The following is a 12903-nucleotide window of genomic DNA, read 5'->3' on the forward strand; positions in this document are numbered from 1 at the left end:
CGTGCGACGGGGGCGAGGCGAATGGCTGAGCGGTATCGATATGCGGGTTCAACGGCATTATATTGACCACATAGATTATCAAAACCGTCGTAAAACCCCTGGTTTCAACTAGAACCCCGAGGATTCTCCCTCCTCTAAATGAAAAGTAGGTGGGAGATGAATCGGGGTTCCGCGTCACGGGTATAAGGACGCCATCTGTCGTAATCAGTCGAAAGGTGGTGCTACCTGTGGAGTTGGAGTCGAATAACCACTCGGTGTTTCTCATGCACTACCATCTCGTGCTGGTGGTGAAGTACCGCCGCCGGGTCATCACCGACGCGGTATCCGACCGCGCCCGGGAGATCTTCGAGCGCATCGCACCGACCTATGGAATCACCCTTGAGGAGTGGAACCACGATGTCGACCATGTGCACATGCTGTTCCGCGCCCAGCCGAAGACCGAGCTGTCGAAGTTCATCTGCGCCTACAAGAGCGCGAGCAGCCGCCTACTGAAGAAGGAGTTCCACGAGATCAGGCGCAAGCTCTGGAAGGAGTACTTCTGGAGCAGGAGCTTCTGCCTGCTTACGACAGGCGGAGCCCCCATCGAGGTCATCCGCCGTTACATCGAGAGCCAGGGGCAGAAATGACGGTCACGATGCACAAGGCAGTGGTGTACCGCGCCTACCCGACACGTGAGCAGGCGGCTCTCATCGAGCGCACGTGCGGCTGCGCCCGTTTCGTCTACAACCGGATGCTCGCCGACAAGATCGCCCATTACGAGAAGACGGGCGAGATGCTGAAGGTCACCCCTGCCAGATACAAGCGGGAGTTCCCCTGGCTCAAGGAGGTGGACAGCTTCGCCCTCTGCAACGCCCAGCTGAACCTCGACGCCGCCTACCGGAACTTCTTCCGCCGGGTGAAGGCCGGGGAGAAGCACGGTTTTCCGAAATACAAGGCGAAGCACAGGAGCCGCTGCTGCTACAAGACCAACTTCGTAAACGGCAACATCCGCTTCGAGGGGGACGAGCGCTACCTGCGCCTACCCAAGCTCGGCAGCGTGAGGGTCAGGCAGAAAAGGGAGATAGACCCGTCGTGGAGGATCAAGAGCGTCACGGTCGAGCACACGAGGTCTGGCAGGTTTGAGGTGTCCGTCCTGTTCGAGTTCGAAACCCAAGAACCCGAGCAGGTCAAACCCGAGTCTTTCGTCGGCCTCGACTACTCCAGCCACGACCTCTACGTCACGAGCGACGGCGAGCGCCCTGGATACCCGCGATACTTCCGACATGCCGAAAGGAAGCTCGCACGTGAGCAGCGAAAGCTCTCCCGGATGCAGAAGGGTTCCGCCAATTGGCGAAAGCAGAAGCTCAGGGTCGCACGCGTCCACGAGAAGATGAAAAACCAGAGGAAGGATTTCCACCACAAGGCGGCGAACGGACTCGTGGAGCGCTACGACTGCGTGTGCGTGGAGAATCTTGACATGAGGGGCATGTCCCGGAGCCTGAAGCTCGGCAAGTCCACGATGGACAACGGCTTCGGCATGTTCCGCGCCCTTCTCGGCTACAAGCTCGAAGACCGGGGCAAGCGTCTCGTCACCGTCGGTCGGCTGTTCCCGTCGAGCCAGCTCTGTCATGAGTGCGGCTACCGCTTCTCGGGAACCAAGGACCTGTCGGTTAGGGAGTGGACGTGCCCCTTGTGCGGTCGCACCCATGACCGCGACGTTAACGCTGCTCGGAACATCAGGGACGAAGGTATGAGGCTCGCGCTTTCGGCCTAGAGGAAGCGAAACCGTGGGGCACACGGGGATAGCTCGTCGATACTGGCGACATCGGTTGCCTTGAGCGAGAAGCCCCCACCTCTAGCAGCGAAGTTGCAAGGTGGATGGGAGCATGTCACCTACGGGGAGTGTCAACGGTATTCACTTTTTCAGCAATGCCGTATTTACGTAATGTCGTTATTACATAGTTCTGTGGAATAGCAGAACAATTGAACATTGAACTAATCGCGCCTGAAAATTTTCCGCAAGTGTCGTGCGCCGCCGTACAAAGCCCGGCGGCGCACTAGGGCTCTGCCCTAAAAACCCGGCGCCCTTGGCGGCGTTAAAAAGTGACGCAATAACGTTGTTACGTTATTGCGTTATTACACAGTTCGGCAGTCACACTTTTACATTGTTGCGGCATGACACAGTTACGCAATGTCTCCGGTGCGTCTCGGTAAAAGGTTCGCTACCGGACAGCCACCGGACACCGAGGCGATCTAAGCGCGGCGATGGTTTGCCGTGAAATGTGCTGTGAGATGAAAAATCTCGCAAGAGACGCGAACTTGTACCTCCATCGTAAATGTAGCCACAAGTTCGCAGCCGTTGGCTCTTGCCAGGGCTCTGCCCTTGGACCTGGGTCGGTAAGTTGACTGCGACTGCATCGGTTGATTGATGGCAGTTGGAATCGACGCCGTAGTTTTTAAATCTGTTATGAAGCGTGAAACTCAAAAACTCATCGTATTGATTTTCATTTGATTCGAAACGCCCGCGCAAAAGTCGAAACGGCTCGCGCGGGCGTTTCGGTTTTTCGTTTCGCATCTCAACTCGCGTCAAAACAAAACGCGAGCTTTGAAAATCGATAGCGACCGAAGGTCGCGATCATAGGCGGCTTGACCGCCGCATGAAAATCGAATCGCCATTCGAACCGTAATGCGATTCGCGGTACCTTTCGACAATCCAACAACGCTACGAGTCTCACTAAAGACTCTCCGCGTCATTGAAATGTCGAAAGCTGCCTCAACTTTTTCGCAAGCGTATCGAAAAACGATTCGATAAAGTCGAATGTTTGCGTCGCGGGCGCCGCAAACCCGCTCCGCTCTCGCTACAGCGAATCTCTAACACTCAGCATCCTTCGCGTTAAAAATTCACTTTCGCTCACGGTCTTCACGCAGTTACAACGCCGCGAGGCCTCTCGCTTGGAATGAGGCCTCTCATTCCACGTCTACACTGCGTTTCGCCCAATCCCCGTTCCGGAGATTGCAAGATTGGTGTTGGGCTAGATAAATGGGGCCATACTCGACCCCTTTATCTGCCAACACATCTTGTTTATCGCCTCTTACGGCGATAAAGTTAGAAATGAAGTTCGCCTTCATTTCTAAGGGAAGTGACGACGTCACTTCAAAAAACGGCGCGACGTCAGTCGCTCCTAAAAAGGAAAGCAATCTCATATCGGTTTTGAATCGGTGGCCTCACCGATTCGCTCTGCTTTCCTGGGGGGCATATGAGTTGCAAGCGTCCACACACCGTTAAGGCGACACTCACTTCTGAAGAATATGAAACGTTTTCCGCTTTGGCGGAAAAGGCAGGCATGACGAAAGCCGAACTCATTCGCTATGTCTTGATTCATCGGGGCGAATCGCTCGATGATCTAGTCATTTCCAAAAATGATGACGGCGGCCGTAACGAAAAACCGCAACCCGTCTCAGAGGATTCGGATGAACAGCGTTCGAAGGTCATTTACGTTAAGGTCACCGACGGGGAGCACGAAGCGATCCGCAAACAGGCGGATGCGCTCGGTGCGACCGTCAGTGCGTATGCCCGCCGCGTGATGCTTACCGGGAAAATCGAGATGATCGATTGCGATATGAGCCAGGTCGCGAAAATCTATCGCGAGCTGTATCGCGAGGGTACAAACCTCAACCAACTCATGCATTTCGTGAACGCGCAGGGTCTTCCGGCCTACAACGAGAAAGCCGTTTTCCGAACACTCGAAAAGGTTTACCAGAACGCCCGCAAAGTCACTCTATTCATCAGAGAACTCGAGCAGCGCTATTTCATTGACGGCGGTGAGCTCAATGACCGTTATTAAGCAGAAAGGTGTTTCATCCGAGCGATACGCGAAAAATGTGCGCAAATACATCAACGGAAAACATGCCTTGGCTCGCGGCGGCTGGAACCTCGCGAACCGAAAGTACTGGTTTTCTGAAATGGCTATGACGCGGAAGATGTACCACCACGACAGACCTGCGCGTGCCGGTGCGAAGAACATAACGATGCTTCATCAAATCATTGCGTTTCTTCCGGAGGAGTGCAGCTGCAACGGAGGCAAGATGACTCCAGATGCGTGCATGGCTTACGCGGAGCAATGGCTTGCGAAGCACTACCCGCATCAACAAGCGGTTGTCGCGTTGCACGAAGAAAGTGACAAGGAAGGAAAACGGTTTGCGGTCCACATGGCGATTAACCGCACGGACCTTCTGACGGGTAAGCGTTGCGAGACGGGTGGGCGACGCGGAAAGTACGAACGCGCTGCGTGGGTCCGTGAAATGGACGAGGCTTGGAATCTTACTCAACTTGAAAAGGGAAAGAAGAATTCGAAAATTCGTGATCGTCAGCCGCGCGATATTGAAAAGGAGATTATCGATCGGGGAGAGTACAGTTACAAAAACAATCTGCGCGAGCTGATCCATATCGCGATCGACGAAGGTCGCCCAAAGAATATGGGGCAGTTCAAAAAACTACTTGCATCGTGGGGCGTAGACATTTTCATCAAGAACAATCGAGTCTACGCGACCGATCTCGATATCAAAGAGGCCGGCAATCCGAAGTGTACTTTCAACCTGACTCGTCTTGACGGGCGGTTTGCGGTCAAGCAACTTGAGGCGGCCTTCAAAAATAATGTTCTAGAAGCCGAGCGAGCTCTTCCTTATGAGAAGCGCTGTGAGATTTACATCCAACGGCTTAAAAAAGCGTATTCGGCGTGGGTCGAGCAGGCGAAAGCGAGCAAGGGCGTCGCCTACAACGCATTCCCTAAATTCATTGCACCGAAGTGCGATGAAGACCTACTCGAAGACCCCGCCGTACGCGATGAGCTTCTTGCCCGGCGCGGCTATGCAAGGGAGATTCGCAACCGTTACGCCGGCGCCGTTCCCGATACCGGCGACGACCGCGTTCGCGCCGCCGGCCAGGCGCACGGCGGCACCGCCGCATCGCGACAGATGGACGATCGCGTCGTTGATCGTGGCGACTATTCGCGTGGCGACACGCCTCGCTAGGGTTGAACTGCCTGTCGTCGGGGCGGAGTAAAAACGCTCATGCCTCGGCGATGCGGCGAGGGCGGCATCTAGTACCGTAGTATTACGTTTCCGCAGGTAAATGAGGTAAAAAACCAGCGAAGCCCGCCCGCCGTAGCGGGCGGGCGTGCTATCATCTGGGTTGTGCTCGGGTGTTACCAGCGCCCTCGCACGCGTAGAGGCGAGTTACCAGCTCGCGATTCTACAGCCAAGCGCGTTCAAGACAACGTCGCCTGACAATCCAATGATAGCAGGGACCTGCAGGTCAAGCTATGGATTAGCTGAGAATTCGCGAATGGGAGCCACCTCGGTGGCTCCCATTTTTTGTGGAGCGCAACATATGCCGTTCCCGGTCGGCCAGGCCTCAGGGCCTGCGAAAAAGGTAGCCAAGGGCTCGAATAATCGGAGACTGAGCTGTACAGGTTCATTGTCCCGTCTCGCAAGAGACTTCGACGGGGGTAGTGCCCTCCATGTGGCCCCTGCGTCGCCTCGGCCCTTCTGGGCGGAGACGACGTGCCGGATTCAGAGCGATTGTCCTGCTGAAAAACTGCAGGAAAGTAGGCGAGCAGCCGAAGATCAGGAGTTGGTTGGATAGCCGTGTGGCGACACACGTGTCGCGGTGAGAAGCCGCAACGTCAAGCAAAGAGGATCGCGATGAGCATACAGCCGTGACGGTTTCTGAGCCCCACCCCGGGCCCCGTCACGTACGGGGGCGCCGGTGAGGACGGCCGGCGCGTTAAAACGAACGGTCCGGATGCATGGGCGTAGCCATGCGGAGTCCCGCGAGATCGTCGAGTAAAAGGCCAAGGGGCGGGTGAGGTTTTCCCGGCTGCAATGCTGGTTTCGAAGATTTAGGGAGGTCCACGATTGTGCCCAAACTCTGTGGATACTCCACCACCTAACAATCCGACCAGCAAGCCCATTAGACCTCGCGATCAGTTATCACAACCAGCAAGCCATCAGCGCGAGGCGTACCAGCTGCCAGCCCTCAGCGCCGGCGTCGCCTACGGCTCCCCGGACGGACTACCTCACCTGGCTGTAAACACCTACAATTCGGCAATGAGCCGCCGAATTCGCTTTTCGATTGTGGTTGAAGATGTAAAAAGAAATATATAAATCAGCGAGCTCCGCGAGCGGATCATAGGTGCCGTCAGGCACCGCATCAAAAGCGATTCGCATTCATTTCGAAATGCATGTCGCGGTTCTTTCTAGGAATACACGCGAGAAAGGGCCGAACCGAAGTGTCTGGCCGGACGCCAATTGTTCGGGAACTGCTTGGTTCGACCCTCTTCTACTTTACTTCCATGGCCATGTGAAGGCTAGTACTCCTTAACCGGGTGCTTCTTGCCGAAACCACCGTCGATGCCGAAGTGACAGAGCATGTCGATGGCGCGAAGATGCTCGGCGATGGCAGTTGCAATCTGGGCGTCGATCTCGCTGTCATGGTCGTTGAGGGAGCGGACCGCCTCATCGGCGACCATGAAGGCCTTGATGGCTTGGTTGAGCTGTGCCTTGAAAGCATCAACCTTCTCAACTGCGGCGGCTCGTTGTGCCATTTCGCGTTCGAGTCGTTGAACGATTTCCTGTGCGTCGCTCATGCTGTTCCTTTCCTCGCGGGGCATTTTATTTACTGTATCGCACCGCGCGGACACGGTTTTCTCCGGACGGCGGCAAACTCAACAAAGCGGCAGGTAGACGGCTTGCTGTAATCGCAAATACGGCCCCGAAAAGGCATGCCTGGATACCCGTTAGGGGCATCTGCTTTCAGGCGCCTTAAAACGCATCTGGTGAGGTCGATTTTTCGGCCTTGAACTGTGTGGCGGCACTTTGAGGTGCTTTGGGCGCGCCCTTAAGCTGTGCTTGCACCTACCAGCGCGTGAAACATTTTGACGGTAATTCGTGAAACAGATTATGGAACTATCGCTCCAACGGGCGCTGCCGCCGCTCAACGCGAGCGATCGGCTTGGCACCGCAAACGGCTACTCGTTCTGCATGGCCATATACATGGCGTCGGCCATTGAGTAGCGGGTACCGTCATCTTCCATCAGCGTTTCGTTGAATGCCTCGATGTCCACCATATCCTCGACTTTCTCAAGAGCGGCTCTTCTCACGAACTCGGAAAAGGACATGTTCGAGATGTTCGCATGGGCCTGAATCAAAGCCATTTCGCTCTCATCGAACTCGACCGCAATCTCGCATATCCCCATGGCCTCTCCAATCAATGCCGGCGACTGGACTGTGCTGGCACACATCTTATTGTTTAAGTTAAACGTCTCAAAACGTATGCGGGAAACGCGGTACCGTCAGAAAATGCAGGAGGAAATTTGACGGTCCCGTTAATAGATTTTGTGACAAGGGCATGACAGGGGGACAGGTCATTCGTCAGGTTTCTGGCAGACGATATGAGCGGGACATGGAAAATGGAAGCCCCTCCTGTATGCATATCCGCTGGTAAGGCCTGGCCCGGTTTTCACCATCGCACGCGGTGACCGAGCACCCATCCAACGCCCAAGTCAAAATACTCAGTACACTGAGTGATTTCACTCACTATACTGAGTATTTTCTCAATTTGCTCAGGCTAGTTAAACAGCGGCACCTTATCGAGCAGAAAATCCTCCACGGTGCACGCCCCGGCCGCCGCTCCTCCCACGACGATCCGCTTGGCTCGCGGATACTTTTTTAGGAGCGTCGACATGCCGCTCTGGCCGGACTCTCCACCGCTTTTGACCTCGATGGCGCTCAGTGCATCATCCCTTCGCAGCACAAAGTCGACCTCTTTGACGCCTTCACGCCACCACATGACCTCAAAACCCTCTTCCGGCGCGCGCGCAAGCAGTCGTGCACCCACTGCCGATTCCACCAAATGACCCCGCCGCGCCGAATCCTCCAGCCATTCTGCACGGCCCTTATCGCCGAGCGCCGTCATAAACGCCGTGTCATAAACCATGAGCCGCGGGGTGCTTCGGCGCTTTGCGAGCTCCTTGTCACTGAACTTGGGGATCGCCGTAACCAAACCGGCCTTGCCCAGCAGGTCCAAATACCCGGCGACCGTGACCGTGTTACCGGCATCCTGCAGCTGGCCTACCATTTTTGAATACGAAAGCTCCTGCCCCGAATAGCTCGCCGCGAGCCAAAAGAGCGCGCGCATCAGCGCCGGTTTGCGGATATTCTCCAACGAGAGAACATCGCGCGAGATCGCCGGCTCGACGATCGCATCTCGGAGATAGTTTCGCCAACGGGCGTCATCGGAAACCAGCGGCGCCGCACCCGGATATCCGCCGTGATAGAGGTAGTCTTCAAAAGAAAAGTCAAAGGCCTCGCTGCACTCGCGATAGGACCAATGCGGCGACCGAATGAGCTCGTAACGGCCCATAAGGGATTCTTCCAAGCCCTTATGCAGCAGCAGCGACGACGATCCGGTCAACATGACCTTGAGCGGCGTCCCCTCCCGGCGATCCCGGTCGTACAATCCCTTGACGACCGTGGACCAACTCTGCACCTTTTGAATCTCATCAACAACGAAAACGGCCGGGGCCTTACCTCCAGACGTGAGGTTTCTTGCCTGTTGCCACTCGATTTGCAGCCAGCTGGCATCGGGATTCACAACATCGTCCGCATTGGCCACGTGACAGGGCATGTCTACATGGTGCAACGCCTGCACGAACATGGTCGACTTTCCCGTTTGGCGGGGCCCGATTATAAATTGCATCAACGGATTATTCGTTTCCCGCATCCTCTGGGCTATCACGGCAACTTGATGGCGCTCAAACATGTCAATCTACCTCCTTGTTTCTTAAATACTCAGTATACTGAGTAAAATCACTCAGTATACTGAGTATTTTTTGAACCGGGAGATCGAACCCGCCAACTCAACTCCCTTCACCAGCGGGTTGCCGCCGCCCCTCCGCGAGTCGAGTTTCTGGCCCTTCGTGCTCACTCGATATATAAAAACTGCCATAGCCATATCGAAAAACCGGTATAGCCGGTCCCATCATCGAACCATCGCAAACTGATACGCATCTTATTGCTCATATTCAAGGCCCCGACGTCTCAAAAGGTATGCCGCGCGGCACTCGAAAACCGAACCCTCGATGCCGTGAACAGCGAGTGCCAAAACCCAGTGTCAAAACCTCCACTTGCATTCCCATGAGAAAATCAAAAGACAAGGCAGGAGGCTGAAAATGACCAGATACGGATACGCTCGCGTGAGCACGAAGGATCAGAAGCTAGATAGGCAAATCGAGGCGTTGGTCAACGCCGGCGTGCCCTATGGCCATATCTACAAAGACAAGGTCACGGGTGCCAAGGACGGCGACCGAACTCAGCAGAAGCGTCTGTTCAAGAAGATGAAGGCCGGCGATGAAGTGGTAGTCGAGTCCTGGGAGCGCCTAACCAGATCGACCAGGCAATTGCTGAACTACGACCTTATGTTCCGAAATCTCGGCGTGAAGCTAACTTCCTTGAAACAGCCGGTCGACCTCGATACCGCCTTCGGTCGATTCGTTCTCGGCACTCACGCCTGCACCGCCGAGCTCGAGCGCGACCTGATCAAGCAGCGCCAGGCCGAGGGCATCGCCGTAAAACGGAACCATGGTGGCAACGTCGGGGGCCGCCCGCGCATTGCGGACGTCAAGGCCGATGCTGCCGTGAAACTCTACCTTGCGCGGGAAACGCCCATCCCCGACATCTGCGCCGCCACCGGTATATCGAAATCGACTTTGTACCGCATCCTCCGTGAACGCGGATTGGTGGGCGTCAGAAGATAAATCCGAGTGCGCTACTATATAAGAGTGCGGTATTTCTCCAACTGAAACCCCCTGCGTGAACGCATAACGTATGACTTGAGACGCCTTTTAGAACTCACCGATCGCAGGATGACTACAAATCAACAGCGGCCGTGCATTGTTCCCAGCCATATGGCATGGCGGAGCCATGCCGTTGTTGATTGGAGTGCCGCACCATGGCAGACAATCCGAGCGAAAAGAAAATCAGCGAGACATCCGGCGTGAAGGCCGTCCTCGATGAGGCCGCCGAGCGGATCGAGGCGACGTGGCGGGAGAAGCTGCTGCGCGAGACGGGCGACCTCAGAACCGAGAACGCGTTGCTCAGGGCCCAGCTCGACGAATTCAACCGCAAGCTCGTCGAGGCGAGAGACCGGAACGAAAGACTTGAGGCCGACTGCAATGAGCGGGTCGCCTTTATCGAGGAGAAGTTTGAACTCGATACCGCGAGCCTCGAGCTCGAGAACAACGAGCTCCATGCCGCGAGCGTCAGATACCTCGCCGATGCCAGGGAGCTCGACAGGCAGGTCGTCCAGCTCCATGTCGAGGCCGTGGCCATGGTCGATGAGATCGAGCGCCTGCGCGGCGAGCGTGACGCCGCGCTGAAAGCCCAAGCCGAGTTGAACGACGCACTCCTGGCCCAGCGCGACCTGATGGCCGAGGTCGCCGCCCTCAAGGACCGCCTCGCTGCAACCGAACAGCGGGCGGCCGTGGCCGAGGCTAAGGTCGAGGTCATGACCCAGATGAAGGACGAGTAGCCCCGCGCTTCTCCTGTCAGGCTACTGATTTCTAGGAATCTTCTAGAGCGCTTCCAGAAGGTTCCTAGAACCGGGCGTAGCATCTTCGATCGGCACGATGTCTTGGTAGATCAAGCGATGCCCGGCGTCGAGCCATTCGTCACCGTGGTAATGTCCGAAGAACCAGGCGCAGTAATCGAGCCGTCCGTCGAGCTCGCCTAGGAAGGTTTGCAGCGGATCTCCGCGGTACTCACGTCCGCGTTCGCGGCACAGCCCCTCAGCAAGGGCGGCAGGAGCCTCGTGAGTCACAACGTGGTCGACTTTCCAGCCCACGCGGTCGAGCGAGGCGCGGCAGTGCTCCATCTCTTCCTCGCTCGGCATCTCCTCGGGCCACCAGCTCCTCCCCTCCCTGCGATACTGCCTGTCGTTGCTCGCGGCACCGCCCATGGCAAGGACCGTGAGCCCGTCGATGTCGAACACCTCTCCGCGCATCAGGTGCAGCACGTGCGGTCGCACCTCATGGACGAGCCCGCCGTTCCACTCCCGTACCGGCAGATTAGCCAAGGCGTGATGGTTCTCATGGTTGCCGTCTACGAAACACGTGGTCCATGGCTTCGACTCAAACCAATCGAGCCAATACCTCTCAGCATTCGAGCCGTCCCAGACAAAGCCGAAGTCGCCGGCCACGATCACCACGTCGTCGCTCGTCAGAGTCCGGCCCAGCGACCAAGACCTGAAGGCGAACCTGCTGGCCCCGTACTCGGCCCTGCCGTGCACGTCTCCTGTCACATAGACAGCCATCAGTACGCACCCCACGGCAGGAGTTTGTCCCCGAGCCTCACGATCCGGTCGTACAGTACGGTATGACGTTCGTCCGGGTTGCCGTCTCGGTGAAAATGGCCGTAATACCAGCGCTTGTGGTCCAGGCGGTCCTCGAGCTCGTCGAGGAATCCGGTCAGCCGGTCCACATCAGGGCGTTCCCAGCCCGGGTCCGGATAGAGCGTCGGCGAGAGCATGCGCGTGGCACAGGTATGGGTGATGACGCAGTCGACCTTCCAGCCGACCTCGTCGAGCTTTGCCCGCGCGGCATCGAAATCGCGCTCATCCGGGAGCTCCTGAGGCCACCAGCTGGAATACGGAACGCGGCATTCCCTGTCCACGCTCGTGGCACCGCCCATGGTGAAGATTGTCGAGCCGTCGAGCTCGAAGACCTCGCCGCGCGTCAGGCGCCGAATGGGCGAGGTGTCCGACAGGCGCTGCGTCAGCCCGCCATGCCATAACTCCACGGGGCGCTCCGCCCAGTGATCGAAGCGCTCGTGGTTGCCGTCGACGAACAGTACCGTGTAGGGGCGCGACTCCAGCCAAGCGATGTCGGCGCATTCCTCAGCGGAAAAGTTCCACGGAAAGCCAAAGTCACCGGCAACGATGAGATAGTCGTCGCTGGTAAGACTGTCGCCAAGCTCCCAGTCGCGGAGCTTTTGCATGTCGAGCCCACTGTGGATGTCGCCCGTCACATAGACCGTCATCGAATCACCTCTTCCCTCTTGTACGCCGCAAGCTCGCCCTCGACCTGCCTGTCGCCGGTCTCGTTGACCCACCAGGGCCATTTCACCCGGCCGCACGGCTCGTCGACTCCGGCGAACCATTCCCTCAGCTCGTCGAGGCTCACCGGGGAGTGCCCGTTGGCATCGCAACCGACGTCGTAGCGCAGAAGGCCCTGCTTGCGGTTGAACTCGTTGTACGCGCCACCGCTGCTGTGGATGTGTCCGTGAAGGTGCCACGATCCATGGCTCATGCCCTGCCAGTCGGCAATGGGGTAATGGCACAGGACGATCTTCTGCCCGTCGATCTTGAGCACGCAGATCGGCGGCTCCACGGTGAACGCGCCCGCGACCGCCGGCTGGGTCCAGTCCTTGTCGTGGTTTCCCGGGACGAGGTGGATGCGTCTGCAGGCGATCCGCTTGCGCAGCCCATAGGCGTCCTGGGCGGTCATCTTGAATGAGAAATCCCCCAGGATGTAGAACTCGTCGTCCACGGCAACCATGCCGTTGATGCTGTCAATGATGGCGTCGTTCATCTGCCAAATCGTCTCCCACGGGCGGTCGGTGAACTTCAGCACGTTCTCATGCCCGAAGTGGGTGTCGCTGGTAAACCAGATCATATTTATGTCTCCTTCTGTCGCTAAAAAACGTTCTCCTTCGAGGTCAGGAGACGTTTTATGAGCGACATGAGGTGCATATCCCTCATGTTTCAAGCTCCAATCTGCCGGATTTGCCCAACTAAAAGTTTACGCCCACGCGCGAGGTTGATTTCCGATCTCAGCCGAACACATTGAGCGGATAGGCCGTTCCCGCAGT

General features: G+C 57.0%; 12 protein-coding genes. 6 read left to right on the plus strand and 6 right to left on the minus strand.

Annotated elements, in window-relative coordinates; translation table 11 throughout:
* Window positions 1–227 precede the first annotated feature (227 nt).
* From tnpA to I2G43_RS07115, 4 genes are all read left to right on the plus strand, one after another.
* A complete protein-coding gene (gene tnpA, locus I2G43_RS07100; protein ID WP_195535616.1) occupies window positions 228–626 on the plus strand; it encodes an IS200/IS605 family transposase in 399 nt (132 codons plus the stop codon).
* The gene (locus I2G43_RS07105) at window positions 623–1753 is read left to right on the plus strand and encodes an RNA-guided endonuclease TnpB family protein (RefSeq protein WP_195535617.1); all 1131 of its coding nucleotides are present in this window, start codon (window positions 623–625) and stop codon (window positions 1751–1753) included. Before tnpA ends, I2G43_RS07105 begins: the two co-directional genes overlap by 4 nt.
* A gap of 1483 nt (window positions 1754–3236) precedes the next feature.
* Window positions 3237–3824: a plasmid mobilization protein gene (locus I2G43_RS07110; protein ID WP_195535618.1), complete on the plus strand. Its 588-nt coding sequence runs from the start codon at window positions 3237–3239 to the stop codon at window positions 3822–3824.
* A complete protein-coding gene (locus I2G43_RS07115) occupies window positions 3811–5010 on the plus strand; it encodes a relaxase/mobilization nuclease domain-containing protein (protein ID WP_195535619.1) in 1200 nt (399 codons plus the stop codon). Before I2G43_RS07110 ends, I2G43_RS07115 begins: the two co-directional genes overlap by 14 nt.
* 1337 nt (window positions 5011–6347) lie before the next feature.
* On the opposite strand, the gene I2G43_RS07120 is transcribed toward I2G43_RS07115, so the two are convergent.
* From I2G43_RS07120 to I2G43_RS07130, 3 genes are all read right to left on the minus strand, one after another.
* Entirely contained in the window at window positions 6348–6626 is a 279-nt protein-coding gene (locus I2G43_RS07120) for a hypothetical protein (protein WP_195535620.1), read from the minus strand.
* Between the two features lie 381 nt (window positions 6627–7007).
* A complete protein-coding gene (locus I2G43_RS07125; RefSeq protein ID WP_195535621.1) occupies window positions 7008–7235 on the minus strand; it encodes a DUF6290 family protein in 228 nt (75 codons plus the stop codon).
* A gap of 371 nt (window positions 7236–7606) precedes the next feature.
* Complete coding sequence (locus I2G43_RS07130) at window positions 7607–8800, minus strand: ATP-binding protein (protein ID WP_195535622.1); 1194 nt, start codon at window positions 8798–8800, stop codon at window positions 7607–7609.
* A 409-nt stretch (window positions 8801–9209) separates the two neighbouring features.
* Here I2G43_RS07130 and I2G43_RS07135 point away from each other — a divergent pair, with 409 nt between their 5' ends.
* Window positions 9210–9794 carry a recombinase family protein gene (locus tag I2G43_RS07135; RefSeq protein ID WP_226791018.1) on the plus strand — a complete coding sequence of 195 codons (585 nt, stop codon included), beginning with the start codon at window positions 9210–9212 and terminating at the stop codon, window positions 9792–9794.
* Between the two features lie 194 nt (window positions 9795–9988).
* Window positions 9989–10567, plus strand: coding sequence for a hypothetical protein (locus I2G43_RS07140; protein WP_195535624.1), 579 nt, complete (start codon window positions 9989–9991; stop codon window positions 10565–10567).
* Between the two features lie 42 nt (window positions 10568–10609).
* On the opposite strand, the gene I2G43_RS07145 is transcribed toward I2G43_RS07140, so the two are convergent.
* Genes I2G43_RS07145 through I2G43_RS07155 form a run of 3 tightly spaced genes read right to left on the minus strand, consistent with a single transcriptional unit; the run spans window position 10610 to window position 12707 of the window.
* Complete coding sequence (locus I2G43_RS07145) at window positions 10610–11347, minus strand: metallophosphoesterase family protein (RefSeq protein ID WP_195535625.1); 738 nt, start codon at window positions 11345–11347, stop codon at window positions 10610–10612.
* Entirely contained in the window at window positions 11347–12072 is a 726-nt protein-coding gene (locus tag I2G43_RS07150) for a metallophosphoesterase family protein (protein ID WP_195535626.1), read from the minus strand. The genes I2G43_RS07145 and I2G43_RS07150 overlap by 1 nt, the downstream gene beginning before the upstream one ends.
* Complete coding sequence (locus I2G43_RS07155) at window positions 12069–12707, minus strand: metallophosphoesterase (protein ID WP_195535627.1); 639 nt, start codon at window positions 12705–12707, stop codon at window positions 12069–12071. The genes I2G43_RS07150 and I2G43_RS07155 overlap by 4 nt, the downstream gene beginning before the upstream one ends.
* Window positions 12708–12903 lie beyond the last annotated feature (196 nt).

This window comes from Collinsella aerofaciens (assembly GCF_015557435.1).
Classification (GTDB): Bacteria; Actinomycetota; Coriobacteriia; order Coriobacteriales; family Coriobacteriaceae; genus Collinsella; species Collinsella aerofaciens_Z.

What these genes read in the sequence shown, in the direction of transcription:
- I2G43_RS07125 (WP_195535621.1), bottom strand. Translation starts at nt 7,235, where the DNA reads ATGGGGATATGCGAGATTGCGGTCGAGTTCGATGAGAGCGAAATGGCT.
- I2G43_RS07145 (WP_195535625.1), bottom strand. Translation starts at nt 11,347, where the DNA reads ATGGCTGTCTATGTGACAGGAGACGTGCACGGCAGGGCCGAGTACGGG.
- I2G43_RS07150 (WP_195535626.1), bottom strand. Translation starts at nt 12,072, where the DNA reads ATGACGGTCTATGTGACGGGCGACATCCACAGTGGGCTCGACATGCAA.
- I2G43_RS07140 (WP_195535624.1), top strand. Translation starts at nt 9,989, where the DNA reads ATGGCAGACAATCCGAGCGAAAAGAAAATCAGCGAGACATCCGGCGTG.
- I2G43_RS07135 (WP_226791018.1), top strand. Translation starts at nt 9,210, where the DNA reads ATGACCAGATACGGATACGCTCGCGTGAGCACGAAGGATCAGAAGCTA.
- I2G43_RS07110 (WP_195535618.1), top strand. Translation starts at nt 3,237, where the DNA reads ATGAGTTGCAAGCGTCCACACACCGTTAAGGCGACACTCACTTCTGAA.
- I2G43_RS07120 (WP_195535620.1), bottom strand. Translation starts at nt 6,626, where the DNA reads ATGAGCGACGCACAGGAAATCGTTCAACGACTCGAACGCGAAATGGCA.
- I2G43_RS07105 (WP_195535617.1), top strand. Translation starts at nt 623, where the DNA reads ATGACGGTCACGATGCACAAGGCAGTGGTGTACCGCGCCTACCCGACA.
- I2G43_RS07155 (WP_195535627.1), bottom strand. Translation starts at nt 12,707, where the DNA reads ATGATCTGGTTTACCAGCGACACCCACTTCGGGCATGAGAACGTGCTG.
- I2G43_RS07115 (WP_195535619.1), top strand. Translation starts at nt 3,811, where the DNA reads ATGACCGTTATTAAGCAGAAAGGTGTTTCATCCGAGCGATACGCGAAA.
- I2G43_RS07130 (WP_195535622.1), bottom strand. Translation starts at nt 8,800, where the DNA reads ATGTTTGAGCGCCATCAAGTTGCCGTGATAGCCCAGAGGATGCGGGAA.